This is a genomic window from Micromonospora sp. CB01531 (genome assembly GCF_001905095.1).
Lineage (GTDB): Bacteria > Actinomycetota > Actinomycetes > Mycobacteriales > Micromonosporaceae > Micromonospora.
On sequence record NZ_LWLS01000063.1, the window covers coordinates 21,569 to 46,707 of the forward strand.

The 25,139-nt window shown below is 72.9% G+C and carries 22 protein-coding genes and 1 pseudogene; 15 read left to right on the forward strand and 8 right to left on the reverse strand.

The window, feature by feature from the left end; translation table 11 throughout:
* Positions 1-10: 10 nt before the first annotated feature.
* The 6 genes and pseudogenes from A6A27_RS14485 to A6A27_RS14510 all read right to left on the reverse strand — a co-directional run bounded on the left by A6A27_RS14485 (position 11) and on the right by A6A27_RS14510 (position 7,115).
* Positions 11-1,795 (reverse strand): annotated as a pseudogene (locus tag A6A27_RS14485) (IucA/IucC family protein).
* Positions 1,792-2,367 carry a GNAT family N-acetyltransferase gene (locus A6A27_RS14490; RefSeq protein ID WP_073835124.1) on the reverse strand — a complete coding sequence of 192 codons (576 nt, stop codon included), beginning with the start codon at positions 2,365-2,367 and terminating at the stop codon, positions 1,792-1,794. The pseudogene A6A27_RS14485 and the gene A6A27_RS14490 overlap by 4 nt, the downstream one beginning before the upstream one ends.
* Positions 2,364-3,638 carry a lysine N(6)-hydroxylase/L-ornithine N(5)-oxygenase family protein gene (locus tag A6A27_RS14495; RefSeq protein WP_073835125.1) on the reverse strand — a complete coding sequence of 425 codons (1,275 nt, stop codon included), beginning with the start codon at positions 3,636-3,638 and terminating at the stop codon, positions 2,364-2,366. The genes A6A27_RS14490 and A6A27_RS14495 overlap by 4 nt, the downstream gene beginning before the upstream one ends.
* Before the next feature lie 52 nt (positions 3,639-3,690).
* Positions 3,691-5,166, reverse strand: a complete 1,476-nt coding sequence (locus A6A27_RS14500) for a pyridoxal phosphate-dependent decarboxylase family protein (RefSeq protein WP_073835126.1) — start codon at positions 5,164-5,166, stop codon at positions 3,691-3,693.
* 84 nt (positions 5,167-5,250) lie between these two features.
* Complete coding sequence (locus A6A27_RS14505) at positions 5,251-6,090, reverse strand: siderophore-interacting protein (RefSeq protein WP_073835127.1); 840 nt, start codon at positions 6,088-6,090, stop codon at positions 5,251-5,253.
* Complete coding sequence (locus A6A27_RS14510; RefSeq protein WP_073835128.1) at positions 6,087-7,115, reverse strand: ABC transporter substrate-binding protein; 1,029 nt, start codon at positions 7,113-7,115, stop codon at positions 6,087-6,089. The genes A6A27_RS14505 and A6A27_RS14510 overlap by 4 nt, the downstream gene beginning before the upstream one ends.
* A gap of 67 nt (positions 7,116-7,182) precedes the next feature.
* Between A6A27_RS14510 and A6A27_RS14515 the strand changes: the two genes are divergently transcribed.
* The 13 genes from A6A27_RS14515 (at position 7,183) to A6A27_RS14575 (ending at position 20,795) form a co-directional block, all read left to right on the forward strand.
* Positions 7,183-8,256, forward strand: a complete 1,074-nt coding sequence (locus A6A27_RS14515) for a FecCD family ABC transporter permease (RefSeq protein WP_073835129.1) — start codon at positions 7,183-7,185, stop codon at positions 8,254-8,256.
* A complete protein-coding gene (locus tag A6A27_RS14520; RefSeq protein WP_073835130.1) occupies positions 8,253-9,275 on the forward strand; it encodes a FecCD family ABC transporter permease in 1,023 nt (340 codons plus the stop codon). Before A6A27_RS14515 ends, A6A27_RS14520 begins: the two co-directional genes overlap by 4 nt.
* 29 nt (positions 9,276-9,304) lie before the next feature.
* Positions 9,305-10,120 carry an ABC transporter ATP-binding protein gene (locus tag A6A27_RS14525; protein ID WP_073835223.1) on the forward strand — a complete coding sequence of 272 codons (816 nt, stop codon included), beginning with the start codon at positions 9,305-9,307 and terminating at the stop codon, positions 10,118-10,120.
* A gap of 89 nt (positions 10,121-10,209) precedes the next feature.
* The gene (locus A6A27_RS14530; protein WP_073835131.1) at positions 10,210-10,428 is read left to right on the forward strand and encodes a Rho termination factor N-terminal domain-containing protein; all 219 of its coding nucleotides are present in this window, start codon (positions 10,210-10,212) and stop codon (positions 10,426-10,428) included.
* 85 nt (positions 10,429-10,513) lie between these two features.
* Positions 10,514-10,894, forward strand: coding sequence for a YccF domain-containing protein (locus A6A27_RS14535; RefSeq protein ID WP_083672596.1), 381 nt, complete (start codon positions 10,514-10,516; stop codon positions 10,892-10,894).
* Between the two features lie 219 nt (positions 10,895-11,113).
* Positions 11,114-11,866, forward strand: coding sequence for an FkbM family methyltransferase (locus A6A27_RS14540; protein WP_241825267.1), 753 nt, complete (start codon positions 11,114-11,116; stop codon positions 11,864-11,866).
* 231 nt (positions 11,867-12,097) lie between these two features.
* Entirely contained in the window at positions 12,098-13,168 is a 1,071-nt protein-coding gene (locus A6A27_RS14545) for a LacI family DNA-binding transcriptional regulator (RefSeq protein ID WP_083672598.1), read from the forward strand.
* A gap of 92 nt (positions 13,169-13,260) precedes the next feature.
* On the forward strand, positions 13,261-14,940 hold the full coding sequence (locus A6A27_RS14550) for an ABC transporter substrate-binding protein (RefSeq protein WP_073835134.1): 1,680 nt from the start codon (positions 13,261-13,263) through the stop codon (positions 14,938-14,940).
* A 116-nt stretch (positions 14,941-15,056) separates the two neighbouring features.
* Positions 15,057-16,187, forward strand: coding sequence for an ABC transporter ATP-binding protein (locus A6A27_RS14555; protein WP_073835135.1), 1,131 nt, complete (start codon positions 15,057-15,059; stop codon positions 16,185-16,187).
* Positions 16,184-17,164 (forward strand): ABC transporter permease, encoded by a 981-nt coding sequence (locus A6A27_RS14560; protein ID WP_073835136.1) that lies wholly within the window; start codon positions 16,184-16,186, stop codon positions 17,162-17,164. The genes A6A27_RS14555 and A6A27_RS14560 overlap by 4 nt, the downstream gene beginning before the upstream one ends.
* Positions 17,165-17,167: 3 nt before the next feature.
* A complete protein-coding gene (locus A6A27_RS14565) occupies positions 17,168-18,223 on the forward strand; it encodes an ABC transporter permease (protein WP_073835137.1) in 1,056 nt (351 codons plus the stop codon).
* Between the two features lie 55 nt (positions 18,224-18,278).
* On the forward strand, positions 18,279-19,286 hold the full coding sequence (locus tag A6A27_RS14570; RefSeq protein ID WP_073835138.1) for an ABC transporter ATP-binding protein: 1,008 nt from the start codon (positions 18,279-18,281) through the stop codon (positions 19,284-19,286).
* A gap of 42 nt (positions 19,287-19,328) precedes the next feature.
* Positions 19,329-20,795 carry a GH1 family beta-glucosidase gene (locus A6A27_RS14575; protein WP_083672599.1) on the forward strand — a complete coding sequence of 489 codons (1,467 nt, stop codon included), beginning with the start codon at positions 19,329-19,331 and terminating at the stop codon, positions 20,793-20,795.
* A 91-nt stretch (positions 20,796-20,886) separates the two neighbouring features.
* Here the strand turns inward: A6A27_RS14575 and A6A27_RS14580 are convergent, their stop codons facing one another.
* Entirely contained in the window at positions 20,887-22,185 is a 1,299-nt protein-coding gene (locus A6A27_RS14580) for an ROK family transcriptional regulator (protein ID WP_241825259.1), read from the reverse strand.
* 96 nt (positions 22,186-22,281) lie between these two features.
* On the opposite strand from A6A27_RS14580, the gene A6A27_RS14585 reads away from it, so the two are divergent.
* On the forward strand, positions 22,282-23,643 hold the full coding sequence (locus tag A6A27_RS14585) for a glycosyl hydrolase family 18 protein (protein WP_073835140.1): 1,362 nt from the start codon (positions 22,282-22,284) through the stop codon (positions 23,641-23,643).
* 158 nt (positions 23,644-23,801) lie between these two features.
* On the forward strand, positions 23,802-24,155 hold the full coding sequence (locus A6A27_RS14590; RefSeq protein WP_143193995.1) for a hypothetical protein: 354 nt from the start codon (positions 23,802-23,804) through the stop codon (positions 24,153-24,155).
* Between the two features lie 21 nt (positions 24,156-24,176).
* On the opposite strand, the gene A6A27_RS14595 is transcribed toward A6A27_RS14590, so the two are convergent.
* Positions 24,177-25,058: an NAD(P)-dependent oxidoreductase gene (locus A6A27_RS14595; protein ID WP_073835142.1), complete on the reverse strand. Its 882-nt coding sequence runs from the start codon at positions 25,056-25,058 to the stop codon at positions 24,177-24,179.
* Between the last annotated feature and the right edge of the window lie 81 nt (positions 25,059-25,139).

Consider the following 25,139-nt stretch of genomic DNA (forward strand, 5'->3'; position numbering starts at 1 on the left):
GCGGTGGGAGTCAGTCGGCGCGGGTCGGGGCGTGCCGGGCGATCGGGTTGGTCAGCTCGCCGACCAGTTGCAGCGCGCCGGACGGGTCGGCCAGGTCGACCATCTGCTGGTTGTCGCGCAACTGCAGCCGGTTGAGGCAGGACCGCGCGAACCGGGACGCGAACAGGTCGTACCGCCGGAACCGCTCGGCCAGGTGCGGCACGGCCGCCTGATAGTCGGCCGCGCACTCGGCCACGGTCCGCCAGAACGTCTCCTCGTCGAGGAGGCCGTCGGCGGCCAGCAGCGCCGCGAGATGGCGAAGGAAACAGTCGAAGACGTCGGTGAAGATCGACAACAGCCGCAGCTCCTCGGGCACGGCCGCGCGGATCCGTTCCACCGCCGGCGGCAGCGGCGCGTCGGGGCTCAGCACGGCGATCTCCTCGGCGATGTCCTTGAGGATGAACCGTTCCACGACCCCGTCGTGCAGCACGAGGATGACGTTCTCGCCGTGCGGCATGAAGACCAGGTCGTGGGCGTAGAAGGCGTGCAGCAGCGGGACCAGGTAGGCGTCCAGGTAGCCGCGCAGCCACGCCTCGGGCGGCCGGCCCGAACGGGCGATCAGCGCCCCGGCCAGGGGGCGGCCGGCCGCATCGCGGTGCAGCAGCGCGGCCATGGTGGCCAGCCGCCGCCCCGGCGGCAGGCCGGGCAGCGGGCTCTCCCGCCACAGCGCGGCCAGCATCTTCCGGTACGGCGAGTGCCGGTCGGTGGCCGCCTCGTACTGCCGGTGCCGGTAGCCGACGGCGGCGCGTTCCCGCAGAATCGACAGCCCGGTGCGGGTGAACACCTCGTCGCCGGCGATCAGCGCGGCGAGCCAGTCGTTGATGGCCGGGGTGGCCACCATGTACGCGGCGGACAGCCCACGCATGAAGCCCATGTTCAGCACGGACAGGGCGGTCTTGACGTAGTGCCGGTGCGGCGCGGTGACGTTGAAGAAGGTCCGCACCGACTGCTGGGCGTGGTACGCGTCCGGGCCCTCACCGAGGCAGACCAGCCGGCGGGCGGCGACTTCCCCGGCGAAGGTGACCGCGAGCTTGTTCCACCACTGCCACGGGTGCACCGCACCGGGATGAGGTGGTGGTCGGCGAGGTCGAGACCGAGATCGGCGAGGGTGGCGGCGAACCGGGCCAGCGTGCCGGCGTCCAGTTCGGCGCGGATCAGGTGGTCGTGGTCCAGGCCGGCGCCGGCGCTGAAGGTCGAGTGGTCGCGGTGGGCGGCCAGCCAGACCAGCCGCACCTCGGCGGCCACCTCCGGGGCGTACCGGTGGTGGTCGTCGACGCCGAAACCGAGCCGGCCCCCGTTGGCCACGAAGCACGGGTGTCCTTCGGTCATCGCGGCCTCGACGCTCTGGAAGTCCGCCTCGACGAGGTCGGCGGCGGACGGCTGGGCGCGGCGGCCGGTCGGCGAGGGCGGCCAGGGTGGCGGTGACCTCCTCCAGGTACAGCGGCAGGGTCCGGTCGGTCAGCCCGAGCGCGTCGCGCAGCTCCAGGCAGAGCTCGACGGCGTCGAGCGGCGCGTCCCGACCGTCGCGGGTGCGGCGGATGCTGTCCGAGTCGATCTCCCAGTGGTCCAGGGCGCGCCGCGCCGCGCTGAACCGGTACGCGACGTCCCCGGCGCGCACCAGGTATCCGCCGTCGACCGCCACGGGGATGATCAGCCGTTCATGGGCGAACTCGGCCAGGGCCTTGCGGACCAGATGGCGATTGGCGCGCGCCCAGAGCTGCGGGGTGAGGTGCGCGACGGCCTGGGTCGGGGTCATGCGGCGGGTCCTTCCGGGTGGCCCGTGGCGGCGCGGAACCGCTCCCGGGTGCAGGTGCTGAGCAGGGCGGTCTTGCCGGGCAGGGCGACCGGGCCGACGACGGTGAAGCCGACCGCCGCGTTGAGGGCGTGCACGGCGGTGTTGCGCACGTCCGGTTCCACCACCACCCGGCGCACCGCCGGGTCGGCGAAGAGCCAGGCCAGGACGGTGGTGATGACCGCCTGGGTGAAGCCGGCGACGGGGGTGTCGGTGGGGGCGCAGAGGAAGTGCATGCCGACGTCGCCGGGGCGGGCGTCGTACCGGCCGACCAGTTCGACGTGCGCCGGGTCGTAGCGTTCGGCGAGGAAGGTGGGGGTGCCACGCCACAGCCCGAGGTAGGCGTCGTGGTGCGGGTGGGCGGCGATCCGCTGGTATTCGGCAGTGACCGCGGCCGGGTCGGCGTCGGTCATCTGCCAGAACACCGCCTTCGGGTGGGTGACCCAGCGGTGCAGCAGCGCGGCGTCGGCGACCGGGTCAAGGGCACGCAGGCTGAATGCCCCCAGCCGGGGATCCTGTCGGGTGTAGACCGTCACGCCGGCACCCCGAACTCCTGGAAGGCGATGCGGCGCTCGATCGGGTAGTGCTCCCGGCCGAGCAGCTCCCGGATGATCAGCGAGTTGCGGTAGGCGCCCATGCCCAGGTCGGGGGAGGTGACGCTGTGCGTGTGGGTGCCGGCGTTCTGCAGGAAGATGCCCCGGCCGGTGTGGTCGATGCTGTAGTTGCGGGCGACCGCGAAACGGCCGTGGCCGTCCCAGCGGATCCGGCCGCGGACCGGGGCGAGGAAGTCCGGCACCCGGTAGCGGTAGCCGGTGCCGAGCACCAGGGCCTCGGTGTGCAGGGTAAGGTCGCGGCCCTGTTCGAGGTGGCACAGGCCGAGCGTGTAGCCGCCGGTGGCGGGGTCGCGGCGGGCGCTGGTCAGCTCGGTGTTGGTGAGCAGCCGGACGGGCAGCGGGCCGGCGGCGCTGCGCGCGTAGAGCAGGTCGAAGATCGCGTTGACCAGGTCGCCGTCGATGCCCTTGAACAGCCCGTGCTGTTCGGCTTCGAGCCGGTAGCGGGTCGGCTCGGGCAGCGAGTGGAAGTAGTCCACGTAGTCGGGTGAGGTCAGCTCCAGGGTGAGCTTGGTGTATTCGAGGGGGAAGAAGCGGGGCGAGCGGGTCACCCAAGTGAGCTTCCGTTGGTCCGGGTCGAGGTCGGTGAGCAGGTCGTGGAAGACCTCGGCGGCGCTCTGCCCGCTGCCGAGCAGGGTGATGCTGCGGCGACGGCGCAGCGCGGCCCGGTGGTCCAGGTAGCGGGAGGTGTGCACGGCGTCAAGGCCGGCGCAGGCGTCCGGCACGTACGGCGGGGTGCCGGTGCCGAGCACGAGGTGCCGGGCCCGGTGGGTGGCGGTCCGGCCGCCGGTGGCGGCGTGCACCACGTACCGGTCGTCGGCCGGGTCGTACTCGACGGCGGTGACCTGGTGGCCGAAGCGGAGGTTGCCGAGCTTGCCGGCGGCCCAGCGGCAGTAGGCGTCGTACTCGACGCGCAGCGGGAAGAAGCTCTCCCGGATGTAGAACGGGTAGAGCCGGCCGGTCGCCTTGAGGAAGGCCAGGAAGGAGTACGGCGAGGTCGGGTCGGCCAGGGTGACCAGGTCGGCCAGGAACGGGGTCTGCAGCCGGGCGGTGTCCAGCAGCATGCCGGGGTGCCAGGCGACGTCGGGGCGGGCCTCCAGGAACAGCCCGTCCAGGTCGGCGATCGGCGCGGTGAGGCAGGCCAGCCCGAGGTTGTAGGGGCCGAGCCCGACGGCGATGAAGTCGCGGTCGCTCACCGTGCCCGCCTTCCGTTCGCGACGGCGGGGCTCGCCAGCCCACTCCGCGCGCTCACCGGGCGTACCCGCCGGCGTGGGCGGCGATCAGGTCCAGCACCTGCCCGACGTCGGCGACGGTGGTCTCCGGGTTGAGCAGGGTGAACTTCAGGAACTGTCGGCCGTCGACGACGGTGGCGGCGACCATGGCCGCCCCGGAGGCGGCCAGGGCCGCGCGGGCGTGCCGGTTCGCCTCGTCGGCGCGGAACCGGTCCACGGGCAGGTAGCGGAAGACCACGGTGCTCAGCGGCGAGCCGGCCAGCGCCTCGAAGCGCGGATCGGCGTCGACCAGCGACCAGGCGGCGGCGGCCCGGTCGAGCACCTCGTCGAAGAGGGCGCCGACCGCGTCCGGGCCCAGCACCCGCAGGGTCAGCCAGAGTTTGAGCGCGTCGAACCGGCGGGTGGTCTGCAGGCTCTTGTCGACCTGGTTGGGCTGGGTGGATCGGGCCGGGTTGAGGTAGTCGGCGTGGTAGGTGGCGTGCCGCAGGGTCCGCCGGTCGCGGACCAGCACCGCGCTGGAGGAGACCGGCTGGAAGAACGACTTGTGGAAGTCGACGGTGACCGAGTCGGCCCCCTCGACGCCGGCCAGCAGGTGCCGCCGGGTCGGCGAGACGAGCAGCCCGCAGCCGTACGCGGCGTCGACGTGCAGCCACACCCGGTCGATGGCGCACAGTTCGGCGAGCTCGGGCAGCGGATCGATGCTGCCGAAGTCGGTGGTGCCGGCGGTCGCCACCACCGCCATCGGCACCCCTCCGGCCTGACGGCAGCGGTCCAGTTCGCGGCGTACCGCCTCGGGCCGCATCCGCCGCCCGGCGTCGGTGGGCACGGCGACCACGGCCTCCGGTGCGAGGCCGAGCAGGTCGGCGGACTTGCGGACGCTGAAGTGTCCGGCCGCGGAGACGAGGACCCGCAGCCGAGGCAGCAGCTCCCGACCGGCGCCGTGGCGGGCGCAGGCCTCCTCGCGGGCCAGCAGCAGGGCCTGGAGGTTGGACTGGCTGCCTCCGCTGGTGAACACGCCGTCGGCGGTGGACCCGAGGCCGAGCCGCCCGGCGGTCCAGCCGATCAGGCGGCGCTCGATGAGCGTCGCCCCGCCGCTCTGGTCCCAGGTGTCCAGCGAGGAGTTGACCGCGCTGAGCACGGCCTCGCCGAGCAGCGCCGGCAGCGCCACCGGGCAGTTGAGGTGGGCCAGGTAGCGGGGATGGTGGAACCAGACGGCGTCGCGCAGGTAGACGTCCTCGAGTTCGTCGAGGGCGGCGATCGGGTCGCCGAGCGGCCGGTCCAGGTCGATCGGGTCGATGCGGCGGGTCAGCACGTCCGGGCCGACGCCGGTGCACGGCCCGTCGACGCCGGCCACCCGCCGGGCCACCCGGTCGACGCCGGCGGCGACGAGCCGACGGTAGCGTTCGGCCGAGCCGGCGTGCAGCAAGTCGACGCGGGCGGCCGGCCCGGGTCGGGGCGGCGCCGCCGCGACAGGGTGCGCCTGTGTGGTCATGGTGGGTCCTCCACGGATCGTGGGCAGCCGGCGCCGGCCCGTCGGCGCGGGGCGGCGGGCTGGGTCAGACGAGGATGGGAACGGTCAGGCGGTGGCGGTCTCGGCGCGGAGGTCCTCCTCCGACGCGCCGCGGCGCCAGTAGCCGGTGAAGGTGACCCGGGCGCGGTCCAGGCGGCGCTCGCCGACCAGGTGCCGGCGCACGGCCCGGACCATGCCGGCCTCACCGGCGATCCAGGCGTACGGGGTGGTGCCCGGCAGCCGCGCGGCGCGCAGGGCATCGGCCAGCAGGGTGGTGCCGGGGGCGGTGCCGCCACGGACCAGCCAGGTCACCTCGGCGCGGGCGGCGCTGGGCAGCGGTTGGATGTCGGCGGCGCCCGGGACCTCGACGAAGGCGCGGGCCGGGGTGCCGGCGGGAAGCCAGTCGAGGATGCCGGCGACGGCGGGCAACGCGGTCTCGTCGGCCACCAGCAGCACCGCGTCGGTGCCGGCGGGTGGCCGGAAGCGGACGCTGCGCTCGTCGGGCACGGCCGGGCCGAGCAGCAGCACCCGATCGCCGGGCCGGGCCCGCCCGGCCCACCGGGTGGCCGGGGCGGTGTCGCCGTGGCGAACGATGTCGATGTCCACCTCGGCCAGCTCCGGGCGTTGGGCGCGGATGGTGTACGAGCGCATCACCGCCCGGACCTGCGGGTCGAGGTCCCGCCAGGCGGCGTGCCAGTCCTCCCCCGCCTCGACCGGCACGACCGGGGCGGCCTGGCCGGGGTGGGGCAGGAAGAGGGAAACGCTCTGATCCCGACCGCCGCCGGGGAAGCCGGCGAGGTCGTCACCGCCGAGAGTGACCCGGACCAGGCAGGCGCCGACGGGGCGGATGGCGACGACCCGGGCGGCGTAGAAGCGGTACCGCAGGGCGACGGCGGCGGTGGTCACGTGGTGACCTTCCTGGCGTCGCGGATCGCGCGGGCCAGGTTCTCCAGCAGCGAGGCCGCCCCCGCGTACGAGAAGCGGGGCACCGCGTCCCACGGGGTGACCTGGCCGGCGCGGACGGCGGGCAGTTGGGTCCAGGTGGGCTTGGCGGTGAGGTCCTTGGCCTGCAACGCGGTGGAGCGGTTGTCGAGCAGGATCAGGTCGGCCGGGAACTTGCCGGCGTTCTCCCAGCTCAGGGCCTCGAAGTAGTCCCCCTGTTCGAGCTTGGTGGGCAGCACGAGGTCGACGCCGAGTTCGGCGAAGTACATCAGGTCGGTGCTGACCTTCGGGTTGGAGACGTAGAACAGGTCGGGGCTGCCGGAGGCGGCCATCACCCGGAGGCCCGGGTTGGCCTTCACGGCCTGGCGGACGGCGTCGGCGGCGGCGGCGAACCGGGCCTTCGCCGTGGTGACCTTCGATGCGGACAGGTCGGCGCCGAGGGACTCGGCGAGTTGGGCGTACCGCTCGATGGGCCGGGTCATCGGCACCCGGGCGGTGGCCACCGCGATGCTCGGCGCGAGCGGGAGGATCTTGGCCTTGCTCTCGTCCGGGACGTACCAGAGCGCGCCCGGGTCGTACATGTGGGTGACGAGCAGGTCGGGGCGCAGCGCCGCGTACTTCTCCAGGTTGAACTCGCCCCAAGCGTTGCCGAGGAGCTCGACGCGGTCCACGTCGAGGTCGCCGGCCTGCGGGTCGCGGGTGCCGTCGGCGCGTCGGGTCTCGCCGAACACGCCGACGATCTGCGTGTCGAGTCCGAAGTCGACCAGGGCGGCGGCCACCCCGGTGAAGGCGACGACCCGCGAGGGCCGCCGGGCGACGTCGACCTGCTGCTGGCGGTCGTCGGTGAAGGACCAGGGGCCGCCGCTCGGCGCGGTGGCGGTGTCGCCGCCGCCACCGCAGCCGGCGAGGAGGGCGGTGAGGCCGGCGGCGCCGCCGGCGGCGAGCAGGCCACGGCGGGAGAGCCGGCGGCCGGACAGGGCTTCGGGCATGACGGTGTCTTTCGGTACGGGTCGGAAAATGACGATGGACAGCGAAGTTAGGTTAACCTAACCTAACTTGCTGTCAAGCCCGTTCCACCAACCGGAGTCCACACTGTCCGTCATCGCCTCACCACGAAGCGCCGCCCCACCCACGCCGCAGCGACGTCGCGGCGCACCCGCCACCGGCCTGGCCGTCGGGCTGCTGCTGCTCGGCACGGTCGCCGTGCTCAGCATCGCCGTCGGCGCGAAACCCCTGCCCCTCGCGGACGTGTGGCACGGCCTGACCGACCCCGCCTCCCCCGACTACGCCGTCGTACACCGGATGCGGCTGCCCCGTACGCTGCTCGGCCTCGTCGCCGGCGCCGCGCTCGGCGTCGCCGGCGCCGCCATGCAGACACTGACCCGCAACCCGCTCGCCGACCCCGGCCTGCTCGGCATCAACGCCGGCGCCTCCGCCGCCGTGGCCACCGCCACCCTCGCCCTCGGCGTCACCGCCCTGAACCAGCAGGTCTGGTACGCGCTGCTCGGCGCCGCCCTGGTCACCGTCGGCGTGCACGCCGTGGCCGGCGGCCGGCACGCCACCCCCACCCGGCTGGCCCTGGCCGGCGCGGCACTTAACGCCGCCCTCTACTCGTACGTCAGCGCGATCATGCTGCTCGACACCACGTCCCTGGAACGGCTGCGGTTCTGGACCGTCGGCTCCCTCGCGGGGGCGCGCACCGACACCGTCCCCCAGCTGCTGCCCTTCGTCCTGGCCGGACTGCTGCTCGCCCTGCTCGCGGCCCGGCCGCTCGGCGCGCTCGCCCTCGGCGACGATTCCGCCCGCGCCCTCGGCGCCCGCCCCGGCCTGGTCCGGGCCGCCGTCGTCGCGGCCGTCACGCTGCTGTGCGGGGCGGCCACCGCCGCATGCGGTCCGCTCGTCTTCGTCGGGCTGCTCGCACCACACCTGGTCCGCGCCCTCACCGGCCCCGATCCGCGCCGGCTGCTGCCGTACTGCGCCGTGTTCGCCCCGGTGCTGCTGCTCACCGCGGACATCGCCGGACGCGTGCTCGGCCGCCCAGGCGAACTCCAGGTCGGCCTGGTCACCGCCGTGCTCGGCGGCCCGCTCTTCCTGCACCTGGTCCGGCGCGGACAGCTGGCCCGCCCATGATCGTGCTGCGCCTCCCCGGCGGGCTGTCGCTGCGCCTGCACACCCGCGCCCTGGTCGTCGGCGGCGCCGGCACGCTGCTCGCGGCGAGCCTCGCCGTGCTGGCCGTCGGCGCGGGCGACTACCCGATCAGCCCCGCCGAGGTGCTGCGGGTCCTCGCCGGCGGCGGCACCCCCGCCGAACGGTTCGTGGTCACCGAGCTGCGCCTGCCCCGACTCGCCACGGCACTCGCCGTCGGGGCCGCCCTCGGCCTGGCCGGCGCGGTGTTCCAGTCGCTGACCCGCAACCCGCTCGGCAGCCCCGACATCCTCGGCGTCACCCAGGGCGCGGCCACCGGCGCGCTGGTCGTGGTCGTGCTCGGCGGCAGCAGCATCGCCCTCGGCGCGGCGGCCGCCGCCGGCGGACTCGCCAGCGGCGCGCTGCTGGCCGCGCTGGCCGGCCCGCGCGGTCTGACCGGCCACCGGCTCGTCCTGGTGGGCATCGGAGTCACCGCGATCCTGACCGGCGTCAACGGGTGGCTGCTCACCCGCGCCCCGCTGACGGACGCCGCCCGCGCCGCGCTCTGGCTCACCGGCAGCCTGGACGGACGCGGCTGGGCCAACGCCCTGCCGGTGCTCGCCGCGCTGGCGGTGCTCCCCGCCGTGCTGCTCGCCCGCGCGCCGGCGCTGCGACTGATCGAGCTGGGCGACGACACCGCCGCCGCGCTCGGTGTCCCGGTGCGCCGGGTACGCCTGGCCGCGCTCGGCGCGGCCGTGCTGCTGGTCTCCCTGGCCGCGGGGGCCGCCGGACCGGTGTCGTTCCTCGCCCTGGCCGCCCCCCACCTGGCTCGCCGGCTGACCCGCGCCCCGGGACCGAACCTGCTGCCCGCGGCCGCCCTCGGCGCCGCCCTGCTGGTCGCCGCCGACCAGGTGGCACAGCACGCGGTCGGCGGCCATCAACTGCCCGTCGGGGTGGTCACCGGCGTGCTCGGCGGCGGCTACCTGGCCTGGCTGCTCGCCAGCGAACGCGGGAGCCGGCGGTGACCCGACCGGACGAGAAGGAGATCCGCACCATGCGACCCGGCACCGCCCGGCTGGTCGGCGAGACGCTGACCCTCGTCTACGACCGGCGCACCGTCGCCGAGAACCTCACGGTGGCCGTTCCCGATCGTTCCTTCACCGTGATCATCGGCCCGAACGCCTGCGGCAAGTCGACCCTGCTGCGCGCGCTCGCCCGGCTGCTGCGGCCCACCCGGGGCACGGTGCTGCTCGACGGCGCCGACATCCACCGCCGCCCCGCCAGACAGGTCGCCCGTACGCTCGGCCTGCTCCCCCAGTCGGCGGTCGCCCCGGACGGCATCACCGTCGCCGAGCTGGTCGACCGCGGCCGTTACCCGCACCAGGGTCTGCTGCGGCAGTGGTCCCGCGAAGACGAGCGGGTGGTCGTCGAGGCGATGGCCGCCACCGGGGTGGCCACCCTGGCCGACCGCCCGGTCGACGAGCTCTCCGGCGGGCAGCGCCAGCGCGTCTGGATCGCCATGGCGCTGGCCCAGCAGACGCCCCTGCTGCTGCTCGACGAGCCGACGACCTATCTGGACATCGCACACCAGGTCGAGGTGCTGGACCTGTGCGCCCGGCTGCACGAGGAGCAGGGCCGAACCCTGGTGGCCGTGCTGCACGACCTGCACCAGGCGGCCCGGTACGCCACCCACCTGGTGGCGCTGCGCGACGGGCGGGTGGTCGCGGCCGGCGACCCCCGCCGGATCGTCACCGCCGAACTGGTCGAGGAGGTGTTCGGCCTGCCCTGCCGGGTCATCGAGGACCCGGAGACCGGCACCCCGCTGGTGCTGCCGGCGGCCCGGCGCCGGCCGGCCCCGACGGCCGGCTGATCGACCGACACCCCGCGGGACCGCGCCCACCCACGTTGCTGCCGCCGACCTACGGGTAAGCGACCAGGGACCGGACCGAAGGAGGAGCGATGGGACGCGATCCCGCCCAGATGAAGACCGGTGAACTACGCAAACAGGCGGAGCGCGCCGGACTCGACAACATCGACCAGATGAACAAGAACGAGATGATCCAGGCGCTCGGCGGGTCGGCCAACGCCAACCAGGGCGGCGGCCAGCGGCAGAAGGACCCGCGCCCGCAGGGGGTCAGCCCGCAGGACTACAAGAAGATACCGGGCAACCAGACCTGACCCGTCGCCCCGGTGTCCCAGCCACCCTCGGTGGGACACCGGGGCGAACTGGTTGGATCTTGCGCGCCCCGGTCACCATGGACGGGTGCTGCGCTTCGTACTGAACCTGTTGTGGCTCGTCTTCGGTGGCGGCCTCGTCCTGGCCCTGGGCTACGGGGTGGCCGCCTTGATCTGCTTCGCGTTGGTGATCACCATCCCGTTCGGGGTGGCGTCGCTGCGCCTCGCGTCGTACGCGCTGTGGCCGTTCGGCCGCACCGTCGTCCCCAAGCCGGGCGCCGGGATCGCCTCCGGCCTCGCGAACGTGCTGTGGGTGCTGCTGGCCGGCTGGTGGCTCGCGCTCTCCCACATCGTCGCCGGCGTCGGCCTCTGCGTCACCATCATCGGCATCCCGTTCGGGGTGGCGAACTTCAAGCTCGTGCCGGCGGCGCTCTGGCCGCTGGGCCAGGAGGTAGTCGACACCCCCTGAGCACGCTCGACCCAGTCCAGATCGCGTATGTGGCGGCATCCCATGCCTGGGATGCCGCCACATACGGTTGGTCACTACCGCCAGCGCATCCTAGGAGGCTGGCTTGCTGGCAGACCGCTTGGTTGCCCGAATGGCCTTCGGGTTTCCGATGGCATGGCTACGGTCGGAGCAGTGGGCGCTCATATCGGGGTGATCAAGGCACTCAAGGCGGATCCCACCATGTCGGGGCTGCGCCGGTCACTGGAGGCGTACTACGGCGACCCGGCCCGGGACGCGGCGATGGACGCCTTCTACGCGCGGTTCGTCCGCCCCGGCGACCTGGTGTTCGACGTCGGGGCGCACGTCGGCGACCGGCTCGGCAGCTTCCGCCGCCTCGGCGCCCGGGTGGTGGCCGTCGAGCCCCAGCCGCTCTGCGTCCGGGCGCTGCGCGCGCTCTACGGCGACGACGACCGGGTCATCGTGGTCGAGGCCGCCTGCGGGGCGCACGAGGACCGGGTCCGGCTGCACGTCAACTCCGCCAATCCGACCATCTCCACGGCCTCCCCCCAGTTCGTCCGAGCGGCGGCCGGCGCCGGGGGCTGGGCGCACGAGACCTGGGACGCCGAGATCGAGGTCGCCACCACCACACTCGACCGGCTCATCGCCGCGCACGGCGTACCGGCCTTCGTGAAGATCGACGTGGAGGGGTTCGAGGACGTCGTGCTGGCCGGCTTGAACCAGCCGCTGCCGGCACTGTCGTTCGAGTTCACCACGATCGCCCGGGAACTGGCCCCGCGCTGCCTCGATCGGCTCACCGGGCTCGGGTTCACCCGGTTCAGCGTCGCGCTCGGCGACGAGATGGGCCTCGCCCTGCCGGACTGGCTGCCGGCGGCGGAGGTGGCGGCGTACCTGTGGGCGCTGCCGCACGAGGCCAACTCCGGCGACGTGTACTGCGTGTCCGAGGACCACCGCCGGCGCCGGGGCACGCCGTAGGCCGAGCGCGCCGATCGGGCGGCCGGAGGACATCGAAGCTGCTCAGCGGGCTGATCCTTGCGGCACCCCACGCCGGCGCGTGAGCCACTTTTTTAATCTTTTGAACTTAGCCATGTTTCGTTACCTGGCCGTGATTGACGTGACCGGCGCCACTTCGATTCACTGCGATGCAACCGGTTCCGCAACCGGTTCCGGAATACCCGCCTCACCTCTGCGACCCGGGAGCGTCACGTGCCGATCACCATCGCCGACGTCGCGGCCCGGGCGGGGGTGAGCAAGACGACCGTCTCCCGGGTGCTCAACGGCAAGGGCGAGGTGCACGTCCGTACCGCGGACCGGGTCCGGGCCGTCATCAACGACCTGGGGTACGTGCCGAGCGCCCGCGCGGTCGGACTCGCCCGCGGCCGGACCGGGGTGGTGGGGATGCTGGTGCCGGCGCTGACCTGGCCATGGATGGGCGAGGTGCTGCAGGGTGCCGTCGACATGGTGGAGAGCGCCGGCTACGGGCTGTTGCTCTTCACCTGCAACCGCGGCGAGGAGTCGCTGCGGCAGTTCGCCTCGCAGGTCTCGGCGAAGTCGTTCGACGGGCTGCTGGTCATCGAGCCCGAGGGCAGCCTCGACTACATTGCCGAGCTGCACGGTGGTGGCCTACCGGTGGTCCTCATCGACGACCGCGGTCATCAGCGGCCGTTCCCGTCCGTGGCCACGACCAACCGCAGGGGTGGCGAGTCAGCCGCGCGCCACCTGCTCGAACTGGGTCGGCGCCGGCCACTGGTGATCAAGGGCTGCGAGGAGTTCGGCTGCACCCAGGAGCGGCTGGCCGGATTCGTCGCGGCGTACGAGGCCGCCGACCTGCCGCTGGATCCGCGGCTCGTGGTCGAGGGCGACTTCACCTTCGACTGCGGCAGCCGCGCCGTCCGGGGGCTGACCGAGGCCGGCATCGACTTCGACGCCGTCTTCGCCCACAACGACCTGTCGGCCGGCGGCGCCCTGCAGGCGATCCGCGAGGCGCGGCGCCGGGTCCCGGAGGATGTCGCGGTCGTCGGTTTCGACGACGTCCCGTACGCGGCGCACACCGAACCACCACTGACCACGGTGCACCAACCGATGCGCGAGATGGGAGAGGCCGCGGCCCGGATGCTCCTGTCGTACTTCGAGGGTGTGCCGCTGCCCGACACCCCCCGCGTCATTCCCACCACCCTCATCGTCCGCGGCTCGACCGGAGCGCCCGCGCCGGCCGACCGCCGAGCCGTCGGGCCGCGCCGGCCCGTGCCGGAGCCGTTCCAGCAGCAGATCCGCTGACCCCGGCGGGACGTCCCGCACGTCCCGCCGCGGTGACGCACACCCCGCTCCGCCGACGAACCCACCGAACCCACCACGACCGGGAGGAACACATGCGCGTCAGACGCAGCCTCGCTCTCGCCCTGGCGAGCGTGACGGCGTTGGCAACGCTCGCCGCCTGCGGCGACAGTCCGAACGCGAACAAGAACAAGGGCCAGGCGGCCACCGTGCTGAACGCCGGCATGCCGAACGGCCCGCAGGCCGAGAACCACAATCCGTTCCTCACCACCTCGGCCGCTGCCTCGCTGGGCTACCGCTGGCAGATCTACGAGCCGCTGATGATGTGGAACCCGGTCAAGCCGAGCGACCCGATGAAGCCGTGGCTGGCCAGCAAGGCCGAATGGTCGCCGGACTACACCTCGGTCAAGGTCACCATCAGGGACAACGCCACCTGGTCGGACGGCCAGAAGCTCACCGCCGAGGACGTGGCGTTCACCTACAACCTGGTCAAGAAGTACCCGGCGCTGAACGACCAGGGTGTGCCGTACACGGACGCGACGGCGAGCGGCAACGAGGTCACCATCAAGATCGCCAGCCCGCAGTTCGTCAACCAGCAGAAGGTCCTGTTCCGGGTGCCGATCGTCCCCAAGCACATCTGGGAGAAGATCAGCGACCCGACGACCGACCCCAACAAGCAGCCCGTCGGCAGCGGCCCGTACACGCTGAAGTCCTTCACCCCGGCCACCACGACCCTGACCGTGCGGGACGGCGGCTACTGGCAGGACCTGCCGAAGGTCAAGGAGCTGCGCTTCACGTCGTACACCGACAACAGCGCGCAGACCACCGCCCTGGCCAACGGCGAGTCGGAGTGGAGCTTCGTCTTCATCCCCAACTACCAGGCCGTCTTCGTCGACAAGGACCCGGCCCACCACAAGGTGTGGGCGCCACCGGTCCTGGGCATCCACGGCCTGTACGTCAACACCACCAAGAAGCCGTTCGACGACCCGGTGCTGCGCCGGGCGATGAACATGGTCATCGACCGCGAGGACATCTTCAACACCGCCGAGGCCGGCTACTTCCACCCCCTCGTGAAGAGCGTGACCGGTCTGCCCAGCCCCGCCGGTGACACGTTCATCGCTGCCGAGTTCAAGGGCCAGGAGCACAAGGTCGACGTCGACGGCGCCAAGGCGCTGCTCACCGGCGCCGGCTACCAGCTCGACGGCAACACCCTCAAGGACAAGACCGGCAAGCCGGTCAAGCTGACCCTGACCGACCCGGCCGGTTGGTCCGACTACCAGACCAGTCTCGAGATCGTGCGGGACAACCTGTCCAAGATCGGTATCTCGGCCACGGTCGACAAGGCCAACCAGGACGCCTGGTTCCGCAACGTCGAGCAGGGCAACTTCGACGCGACCTTCCGGTGGACCGAGGGCGGCGCCACGCCGTACGACATCTACCGGACCATCATGGACGGCTCGCAGCTGAAGCCGATCGGCACCGCCTCCCCGGCCGGCAACTTCGGCCGCTTCAACAACCAGCAGGCGACCGATGCCCTGCGGTCCTACGCCAACGCGACGGACGAGGCCGCCCGTACCGCCGCGATGAACACGTTGCAGAAGATCTTCGTCGAGCAGATGCCGATGATCCCGGTCGGCGCGGACAACATCGGTGGCGCGTACAGCACGAAGAACTGGACCGGCTGGCCGGACGACGCCAACCCGTACGGCGCGCTGCAGCCCACCCAGCCCAACGCGCTGGACGTGGTCCTGCACCTCAAGCCCGCCGGCAGCTGACCCACCGACACCGCCTCCCCGGTCGGCCACGGCCGACCGGGGAGGCCTACTCCCACGTTCGCAACGGTCACCGCGCACCCCTCGGTGACAGACACCCCGAAGACAGGAAACTCGGCATGACGTTGAGCGAAAGCACGGCGGCGCCGGTAAACGAAGTGGTGCTGGAGGCCGTCGGCCTGACCAAGCATTTCCCCGTCCGCAGACGGCTGCGCGACCTCGTCTCCCGGGCGCCGGCAGCCGTCCACGCCGTCGACGACGTATCGTTCGCGCTACGCCGTGGCCAGGTGACCGCGCTGGTCGGTGAGTCCGGATCCGGCAAGTCCACGGTGGCCCGGCTGCTGGCCCAGCTCTACCGCCGCACCGCCGGCGACGTCCGGCTGCACGGCGTGTCGACCCGGGTCCACGGCGGCCGGGCGTTCCGGTCGTACGTACGACGCGTCCAGCTGATCCTGCAGGACCCGTTCGCGTCGCTCAACCCGGTGCACACGATCCGCTATCACCTGAGCCGGTCGCTGCGCATCCACGGCAACGCCGGCCGCACCGCCGAGGACCTGGACCGGGCGCTCGCCGATCTGCTCACCCGGGTCAGCCTCACGCCGCCCGAGCGCTACCTGGACGCGTTCCCGCACGAGCTCTCCGGCGGTCAGCGGCAGCGCGTCGCGATCGCCCGGGCGCTCGGCGCCGCCCCGGAGGTGCTGCTGGCCGACGAGCCGGTCTCCATGCTCGACGTCTCGATCCGCCTCGGCGTGCTCAACCTGCTGCGGGACCTCAAGGAGCGGCTCGACCTCGCCATCCTGTACATCACGCACGACATCGCGTCGGCCCGGTACTTCGCCGACGAGACGATCGTGATGTACGCCGGCCGCATGGTCGAGGGCGGCGACAGCGAGACGGTCACGCAGCGCCCGGCCCACCCGTACACCCGCCTGCTCATCGAGTCGGCACCCGACCCCGACAGCATCACCGGCGCCGCAGCCGCCACCGCACACGACCGGGGCGACGGGGAGCCGCCGAGCCTCATCCGGCCGCCGGCCGGCTGCCGGTTCCACCCGCGCTGCCCGCACGCCATGCCCCGCTGCTCGGTCGACCTGCCGCCCCGGCTGGAGATCGCCGACCGGCCCGGCCACTGGGCGGCGTGCTGGCTCTACGACCCGGCCACCGTCGCCGCCGAAGACGCCGGTGCCGTCCCGCCGCCCCCGGCGTCGGCCCTCGGGGACGGCACCGCCACTTCGGGGGAGAGTCGATGAAGTTCCTGCTCCAGCGCATCGCCTTCTACCTGTTCACGGCGTGGGCGGCGATCACGCTCAACTTCTTCATCCCGCGCATGATCCCGGGCGACCCGGTCCAGGCCCTCATCTCGCGAAACCAGGGCCGGATCAGCGCGGACGCCATCCAGTCGCTTCGCGTGCTGTTCGGACTGGACAAGAACCAGAGCCTCGCTGAGCAGTACGTCGACTACTGGACGCAACTCCTCCACGGCGACCTCGGCCTGTCGTTCACGTTCTTCCCGACGCCGGTGTCGACGGTCATCGGCGACAGCCTGCCGTGGACGGTCGGCCTGGTCGGCATCACCACGATCGTCAGCTTCCTTCTCGGCACGGCGCTCGGCGTCGGCGCCGGCTGGCGGCGCGGCTCGTGGATCGACGCCCTGCTGCCGGCCACGACGTTCCTCTCCTCGATCCCGTACTTCTGGCTGGGTCTCGTCGCGATCGCCCTGTTCGCCGGGCCGGGCAGCTTCTTCCCGTCGTCCGGCGGCTACGAGCCGGGTCTCGTGCCGGCGTTCGACCAGTACTTCATCCCGAGCGCGATCCGGCACAGCATCCTGCCGGCCGCCACCATCCTGGTCTCCTCGATGAGCGGCTGGCTGCTCAGCATGCGCAACATGATGGTCACCGTGTCGTCCGAGGACTACATCACGGTCGCCCACGCGAAGGGCCTGTCGGAACGCCGGGTGGCCCTGAGCTACGCCGCCCGCAACGCGCTGCTGCCCAACGTCTCGGGCTTCGCGCTGTCGCTCGGGTTCATCGTCGGCGGCACCCTGCTCGTGGAGATCGTGTTCTCGTACCCGGGTCTCGGCTTCCAACTCTTCCAGGCGGTCGGCTACAAGGACTACCCACTGATGCAGGGGATCTTCCTGATCATCACGATCTCCGTGCTGGTGGCGAACCTCATCGCCGACGTCGCGTACCTGCTTCTCGACCCGCGGACCCGAAAGAGTGGCTGAACGATGACGATCTCACCGTCGAGTATCGAGCAGGTCATCCCCGGCCAGGGCGCGATGGCCCAGCCGTCGGCCGCGCCGGGCCGGACGAGGCGGCGCCGGTTCCGCTTCCTGACCAACGCCAAGACCGCGACCGGCGTGGTCGTCCTGGCCGGCTACGGCCTCTTCGCGATCATCGGGCCGTGGGTGGCCCCGTACGACCCGGACGGTCGCAGCGGCGACATCCTGCAGGCGCCGTCGGCCAGCCACTGGTTCGGCACCACGCATCTCGGGCAGGACATCTTCAGTCAGATCCTGGTCGGCACCCGCAGCGTGGTTCTTGTGGGCCTGTTCGCCGGCGTGTTGGCGACGATGCTGTCCATCGTCATCGGCGTGACGTCCGGCTACCTCGGTGGGTTGGCCGACGAGGCGGGCTCGGCGCTGTCCAACGTGTTCCTGGTCATCCCGGCGTTGCCGCTGATCATCATCGTGACGTCGATCGTCGACCAGGCCAGCGACATGTTGGTCGCGCTCATCATCGGTTGCACCTCGTGGGCGTGGGGCGCCCGGGTGCTGCGAGCCCAGACGCTGTCGCTGCGCCGCCGCGACTATGTCGAGGCGGCGCGGGCCACCGGCGAGCGGACCTGGCGCATCATCCTGTTCGAGATCCTGCCCAACCTCACCGCGATCATCGCGTCCGGCTTCGTCGGCACGGTGATCTTCGCGGTGATGTCGGAGATCACGCTCGCGTTCATCGGCATCTCATCGGTCTCCTCGTGGAACTGGGGCACGATCCTGTTCTGGGCACAGGGCCAGCAGGCCCTCGCCCAGGGCGCCTGGTGGTGGTTCGTACCGGCCGGGCTGGCCATCGCGCTGCTCGGCACCGCCCTCGCGCTGATCAACTTCGGCATCGACGAGTTCGTCAGCCCTCGACTGCGCAGCGGCGGCCGGGCCCGGATCCGTACCGCCGACGGGCGCACGGCACGGATGCGGGTGGGCTTCACCCCCGTCCTGGCGCCGGCCGCAGCCGTCCCGGCCCCGCGCCGGCGGCCCGCCGTCGCAAAAGAAGGAGGGCACCGGTGAGCGCGAGGAGTGCAGCGAAGCGGAGCCCCACAGCCGCGAACGAAAGAAGGCACCGATGAGCGAACCGGTCCTGGAGGTCCGCAAGCTCCGCGTCGACTACGGGCTCGGCGACGAGGCGGTACACGCCGTCCGCGACGTCGACCTGACCCTGCACCGGGGCGAGGTGCTGGGGCTGGCCGGGGAGAGCGGCAGCGGCAAGTCCACGCTGGCGTACGGGCTGACCCGGCTGCTGCCACCACCCGGGGTGGTCAGCGGCGGGCAGGTGGTCTACCACCCGCTCGACGGCCTCCCGGTCGACGTGCTGACCCTGACCCCGGCAAAGCTGCGGCAGTTCCGCTGGGCGGAGACGTCCATCGTGTTCCAGGGCGCGATGAACTCGCTCAACCCGGTGCACCGGGTCTCCACCCAACTGCTCGACGTGATCAAGGCGCACGAGCCGAGAAGCACGGCGGCGGGCCGGCTGGCCCGGGCGCGGGAGCTGCTGCGCCTGGTCGGCATCTCCGCCGACCGGCTGGACAGCTACCCGCACCAGCTCTCCGGCGGGATGCGGCAACGGGTCATGATCGCCATGGCGCTGGCGCTGGAACCGCAGGTCGTCATCATGGACGAACCGACCACCGCGCTCGACGTGGTGATGCAGCGGCAGATCCTCGGCCAGCTCGCCGAGCTGCGGCAGCGGCTGGGCTTCGCGGTGCTGTTCATCACCCACGACCTGTCGCTGCTGGTCGAGTTCTCCGATCGGATCGCCATCATGTACGGCGGCCGGATCGTCGAGGAGGCCCCCGCGGTCGAGCTGTACCGGCGGGCCCTGCACCCGTACACCGACGGGTTACTGCACTCCTTCCCGGCGCTGCGCGGCCCCCGGCGCGAGCTGACCGGCATCCCCGGCTCCCCGCCGGACCTGCGCGCCATGCCGAGCGGATGCGCGTTCCACCCGCGTTGTCCGAAAGCGTTCGGCCCGTGCGACAAGGAGTTGCCGCCGCTGGGCCCGCCCGGCGACGACCGCCCGGGGCGCGCCGTCGCCTGCTGGCTGCATCCCGCCGCCGAGCCGGTCCCCCGCTGACCACCACCGCCCGACTGAACATTCGCGACCGCGAGGAGAACCATGGACACCGACCTCACCCGCCCGGCGACCACCGACGGCTCCAGGTCGCGGCGCGGCGTCAGACCCGCCGAGCTGGAGTCGTCGCCCGGGCAGGCCGACCCGATCGACACCCTCCCGCCGACCTTCCGGTGGGGGGTGGCGACCTCGTCGTACCAGATCGAGGGGGCGGTGGCCGAGGACGGACGCACACCGTCCATCTGGGACACCTTCTGCCGCGTTCCCGGGGCGGTGGCCAACGGCGACACCGGCGACGTGGCCTGCGACCACTACCACCGGATGCCGCAGGACGTCGGGCTCATCGCCGACCTGGAGCTGGACACGTACCGCTTCTCGGTGGCCTGGCCGCGGGTGCAACCGGGCGGGCGCGGGCCGGCCAACCCGGCCGGGCTGGCCTTCTACGACCGGCTGGTCGACGAGCTGCTCGGCCGAGGCATCGACCCGTGGGTGACCCTCTATCACTGGGACCTGCCGCAGGAGCTGGAGGACGCGGGCGGCTGGCCGCACCGGGACACCGCGTACCGGTTCGCCGACTACGCCGAGCTGGTCTTCGCCGCGCTCGGCGACCGGGTGAAGACCTGGACGACGCTCAACGAGCCGTGGTGCTCGGCGATGCTCGGCTACGCGTACGGCCAGCACGCCCCGGGCCGGCGGGACCTGGGCGACGGGATCGCCGCCGCCCACCACCTGCTGCTCGGCCACGGGCTGGCGGTGCAGCGGCTGCGGGCGGCCGCGACCGGCCCGATCGAGCTGGGCATCACGGTCAACCTGGCCACCGCGGACCCGGCCACCGACAGCCCGGCCGACCGGGACGCCGCCCGGGCCTCCGACGGGCTGGGTAACCGGCTCTACCTGGACCCTTTGTTCCACGGGCGCTACCCGGTGGACGTGGTGGCGGACCTGGCCGCCGAGGGCGTCCAGCTCCCGATCGAGGACGGCGACCTGGCGGTCATCTCGTCCCCCATCGAGGTGCTCGGCGTCAACTTCTACTTCGGGCAGCTCTTCTCCGGGGTGGACGAGCGGGGCCGGGAGCGGGACGACGAGGGTCGGCCGGTGCGGCGGGTGGTCCGGCGGGACCTGCCGCGTACCGCGATGGACTGGGAGATCGTGCCAGCGTCCTTCACCGACCTGCTGGTACGGCTGAGCCGGGACTACCCGGGCGTGCCGCTGGTGGTCACCGAGAACGGGGCGGCGTTCGACGACCGGCCGGACGCCGACGGGTTCGTGGCCGACGACGATCGGGTGGCGTACCTGGCCGAGCACCTGCGGGCGGTGGCCCGGGCGCGGCAGGCCGGGGCCGACGTGCGGGGCTACTTCGCCTGGTCGCTGCTGGACAACTTCGAGTGGGCGTACGGCTACGACAAGCGGTTCGGCATCGTCCGGGTGGACTACGACACCCAGCGGCGTACCCCGAAGCGCAGCGCGCACTGGTACCGCGACACGGTGCGACGGGTGCGCGGGCAGCGCTGATCCACGGCCGGGGCGGCCGCGCGGGATCCTCCCGGGCGGCCACTCCGGCGCGCCCGGACACGCCGCCGGGCGTCGTCGCCGGCCCGGCGGCTCAGCGGACCGGCGTCCGCGGACGTGGTGCCGGCCGCGCCGGGGTCACCCGGGCGGCCGGCTCGCGCCGCACGCCGCCGTCGCGCAGCAGCCGGGCCATCGGCAGGGTGGCCGCGCCCATCGCGACCGCGTCCGGTCCGAGCCGGCACAGCTCGATCGAGGCCTGGGCGTACGGCTGGCGCAGCGCGTGCCGCGCGGTGGCCTCGCGGATCTGCGGCAGGTAGCGCTCGCCGAGGGCCAGGCCGGCCCAGCCGCCGAGCACCACCCGCTCCGGGTTGAAGAGGTTGACCAGGGTGGCCACCCCGGCGCCGAGGTAGCCGACGGTCTCGTCGAGCACCTTCGCCGCCGTCCGGCCGGTGGACCGGAGCAACTCGCCGAAGGCGCTCTCCTCGTCGCCGCCGGCGGCCGGGCGGCCCCGGTTGGCCTGCCGGAACCGGTCGAGGACGCCCTCCGCCCCGACGTACGCCTCCAGGCAGCCGAGGTTGCCGCAGCGGCAGCGGCGCCCCCCGTACACGATGGTGGTGTGGCCCCACTCGCCGGCGCTGCTGTGCGCGCCGCGGTAGCCCACCCCGTCGGCGACCACGCAGGCCCCGACCCCGGAGCCGACCAGAGCGATGACGGCGTGCCGGACGCCGCGGCCGGCACCGAACCACATCTCGGCCTGGCCGAGTGTCTTCGCGCCGTTGTCGATGTGAACCGGGACGTCGTTGCCGGCCCGCAGCATCGCGCCGAGCGGCACGCCGTCCCAGCCGAGCGTCTGGGCATGCACGACGGCGTCGGCGGTGCGCTCGACGGTCCCGGAGACGGCGACGCCGAGGCCGAGCACGGCGGCCGGGTCGACGCCGGCCTGCTCGATCACCGCGTCCAGGCCGTGCAGCAGGTGGGTGGCCACGTCCTGCGGATCGGGCTCGGCGGCGGCGATCGGGTACTCGGCCTTGGCCAGGGCGGTCATCGCCAGGTCGAAGAGCTCGACCTGCACCCGGGTCTCACCGACGTCGGCGCCGACCAGGTAGCCGTAGCCGGGGGCGACGCGCAGCAGCACCCGGGGGCGGCCGCCGTCGGACTCGACCGACCCGGCCTCCTCGACGAGCCCCTCGGCGATCATCTCGCCGACCAGGTTGCTCACGCTGGCCAGGCTCAGCGCGGTGGTCTGGCCGAGCTCGTGGCGGCTGAGCGGGCCGTCCAGCCAGATCCGGGTGAGCAGCAGCGACCGGTTGGCACGGCGCATGTCGCGCACGGTGGTGCGTCTGGCGTCCACGTCCGCCGCCGTCCTCTCCCCGGTGCCGTCGTCGGGCGGCACCGTTCACGCCATGAACCAAGCGCTGACAGCGTACTGCGCATTTACATTTAACAAAGTTAACTGATAGCCTCCGACGCATCGATGAGGAGGTATGTCATGCGACTTCGACGTGGGCTGACCGCCCTGCTCGGCGGCGCCGTACTGCTCGCCGCCACGGCCGCCCTGACGGCCACCACCGGCCTCGCCGCGACCGCCGGCCAGACCGCGCTGGCGGCCTGCTCCGGCGTACCGGCCTGGGCCGAGGGCGTCACCTGGACCGCCGGCAGCCGGGCCACCTACACCGGCCGGCTCTACCAGGCGCTGCAGACGCACACCCCGCCGCCCGGCGCCGGTTGGACCCCACCGGCCACCCCGGCACTCTGGTCCGACCTCGGCGCCTGCGACGGCGCCCCGTCCCCCACGCCGACCACGTCGTCCCCCTCCCCCACGCCGAAACCCACCCCGACCCCCACGTCGACGCCGTCGCCCACGCCCACCCCGTCGAGCCCGCCGCCGGGCGGCGACACCTGCGCGCTGAAGTCCCGGCCGGCGGGCAAGGTGCTCCAGGGCTACTGGGAAAGCTGGGACGGTGCGGCCAACGGCGTGCACCCCGGGCTCGGCTGGATCCCGATCACCGACTCACGCATCCGGACGCACGGCTACAACGTGGTCACCGCCGCCTTCCCGGTGATCCGCGCCGACGGCACGGTGCTCTGGGAGAACGGCATGGACGCCGGGGTCAAGGTGCCCACCCCCGCCGAGATGTGCCAGGCCAAGGCCGGCGGCCTGACCATCCTGCTGTCCATCGGCGGCGCGACCGCCGGCATCGACCTCAGCTCGACCGCGGTCGCCGACCGGTTCGTCGCCACCGTCGTGCCGATCCTCAAGCGGTACAACTTCGACGGCATCGACATCGACATCGAGACCGGCCTCACCGGCAGCGGGAACATCAACCAGCTGTCCACCTCGCAGGCCAACCTGGTGCGGATCATCGACGGGGTGCTTGCCCAGATGCCCGCCGGGTTCGGGCTCACCATGGCCCCGGAGACCGCGTACGTCACCGGCGGCAGCGTGACCTACGGATCCATCTGGGGCGCGTACCTGCCGATCATCAAGCGGTACGTGGACAACGGCCGGCTCTGGTGGCTGAACATGCAGTACTACAACGGCAGCATGTACGGCTGCGCCGGCGACTCGTACTCCGCCGGCACCGTGCAGGGCTTCGTCGCGCAGACCAACTGCCTCAACGCCGGACTGGTCGTGCAGGGCACCACCATCCGCGTCCCGTACGACCGGCAGGTCCCCGGCCTGCCGGCGCAGTCCGGCGCCGGTGGCGGGTACCTGGCCCCGCCGCTGGTGGGGCAGGCGTGGAACACCTACCAGGGCGGCCTGAAGGGGTTGATGACCTGGTCGATCAACTGGGACGGGTCGAAGGGCTGGACCTTCGGCGACAACGTCAAGGCCCTCCAGGGTCGCTGACCCGGGCCGGGGCCCCGCCCACCGGGCGGGGCCCCGGCGGGGCCCCGGCCGCCGGAAGCGGGGCGGACAGGGCGGGCGGACGCGTGCTTGACTGCACCACGTGGAGCCGGACGTCCTCCTCGACCGGCTCGACGAGACGGCGGCCCGGGGAGGTGATCATGGTCGACAGCCGGGGGCGGGGCCGACGGAACACCGACACCGCTTGGGCGCTCGCGGTGACCGCGGTGGTCCTCGGTGGCTGGTCCGCCGCTGTGGCGTTGCTGTTCATGTCCGTCGTGCCGCTGATTGCCGCCGGCGCGTTTCTGAGCCACGCCAGCGCGGCGGAGCAGCGGCGCCTCCAGTTGGCGTTCCTCACCTCGGTGGCCCTGGTGATCGCGGCTCCCGCCCTGGCGGGGTGGCTGGCCTGGCGGCGCCGCTGGCTACTGGCCACGTACTGGCTCGGCGGGCTCGCCGGGGTGCTGGCGGTGCTGCTCTGCGGCTGGCTCGGCCTGCACGTGCTCGCCTCGCCGTAGGAGAGCGGGCCCGTCCAGGGATCAGGCGCGCCCGGTGGGCTGGGACAGCGCCCGGGTGACCACGGTCAGGTCCGCCGCACCGAGCCCCTGGCCCACGACGCGCTGCCACTCCGCGGCCAGGCACTCCGCGGCGAGGAACCGGCCCTCCTCGACCTCCCGCAACACCAGGTTCACATCCTTGAGCGCCAGGGTGAGGGGGTACTGGGTCGTGTAGTCGTCCCGGCCGATCCGGTCCAGCTTCTCACCGGCCCAGGGTGACAGCAGCGGGCTGCCACGCAGGGCGCCCAGCACGGTCTCGCGGTCCAGGGCGAGGGCGTCACCGAGCGCGACCGACGCGGCGAGCCCCTCGGCGACGAAGGCCAGCAGCAGGTTGTTCACCAACTTCAGCCGGGACCCGGCGCCGACCGGCCCGACCCAGACCGTTTGCTGCCCGACCGCGTCGAAGACCGGGGCGACCCGGTCGCGGACCTCCGCCGGCCCGGAGGCGAAGACGACCAGCTTCCCCTGCTCGGCCGGGCCGCGGCTGCCGGCCACCGGGGCATCCAGCAGAACGATGTCGGGACGCTCCGCCGTGACCTGCCGGGCGAACCGTTCGGTGTCGGTGACGCCGATGGTGCTCATCTGGGCCCAGACCGCGCCCTCGGCCATCGCGGCCAGCATCCCCTGGTCGAAGGCGATGGAACCGAGGGCGTCGGCGTCGGTCACCATGGTCACCACGACGTCCGCCCCGCCGGCCGCGTCGGCGGGGCTGGCGGCCACCTCCGCGCCCTGGTCGCCCAGCCGGCGGGCCGGCTCGGGGTGGCGGTTCCAGACGACCGTCGGCAGACCGGCCCGCAGCACGTTCCCGGCCATGGGCGCGCCCATCCCGCCGAGCCCGATCATCGCCACCCGTGGCTGCGCCATCCGTCCCCCGTTCCACCTCACCGGCAGCGTAGGTCAGCGCGGGTGGCCGTGGCCCCGAACGACGAGATCCGCACGCAACCG

Coding starts and splice junctions, on each gene's coding strand:
- A6A27_RS14500 (WP_073835126.1), bottom strand. CDS start 5,166: ATGACCACACAGGCGCACCCTGTCGCGGCGGCGCCGCCCCGACCCGGG.
- A6A27_RS14510 (WP_073835128.1), bottom strand. CDS start 7,115: ATGCCCGAAGCCCTGTCCGGCCGCCGGCTCTCCCGCCGTGGCCTGCTC.
- A6A27_RS14520 (WP_073835130.1), top strand. CDS start 8,253: ATGATCGTGCTGCGCCTCCCCGGCGGGCTGTCGCTGCGCCTGCACACC.
- A6A27_RS14525 (WP_073835223.1), top strand. CDS start 9,305: ATGCGACCCGGCACCGCCCGGCTGGTCGGCGAGACGCTGACCCTCGTC.
- A6A27_RS14530 (WP_073835131.1), top strand. CDS start 10,210: ATGGGACGCGATCCCGCCCAGATGAAGACCGGTGAACTACGCAAACAG.
- A6A27_RS14540 (WP_241825267.1), top strand. CDS start 11,114: ATGTCGGGGCTGCGCCGGTCACTGGAGGCGTACTACGGCGACCCGGCC.
- A6A27_RS14550 (WP_073835134.1), top strand. CDS start 13,261: ATGCGCGTCAGACGCAGCCTCGCTCTCGCCCTGGCGAGCGTGACGGCG.
- A6A27_RS14555 (WP_073835135.1), top strand. CDS start 15,057: ATGACGTTGAGCGAAAGCACGGCGGCGCCGGTAAACGAAGTGGTGCTG.
- A6A27_RS14560 (WP_073835136.1), top strand. CDS start 16,184: ATGAAGTTCCTGCTCCAGCGCATCGCCTTCTACCTGTTCACGGCGTGG.
- A6A27_RS14565 (WP_073835137.1), top strand. CDS start 17,168: ATGACGATCTCACCGTCGAGTATCGAGCAGGTCATCCCCGGCCAGGGC.
- A6A27_RS14570 (WP_073835138.1), top strand. CDS start 18,279: ATGAGCGAACCGGTCCTGGAGGTCCGCAAGCTCCGCGTCGACTACGGG.
- A6A27_RS14575 (WP_083672599.1), top strand. CDS start 19,329: ATGGACACCGACCTCACCCGCCCGGCGACCACCGACGGCTCCAGGTCG.
- A6A27_RS14585 (WP_073835140.1), top strand. CDS start 22,282: ATGCGACTTCGACGTGGGCTGACCGCCCTGCTCGGCGGCGCCGTACTG.
- A6A27_RS14590 (WP_143193995.1), top strand. CDS start 23,802: ATGGTCGACAGCCGGGGGCGGGGCCGACGGAACACCGACACCGCTTGG.
- A6A27_RS14595 (WP_073835142.1), bottom strand. CDS start 25,058: ATGGCGCAGCCACGGGTGGCGATGATCGGGCTCGGCGGGATGGGCGCG.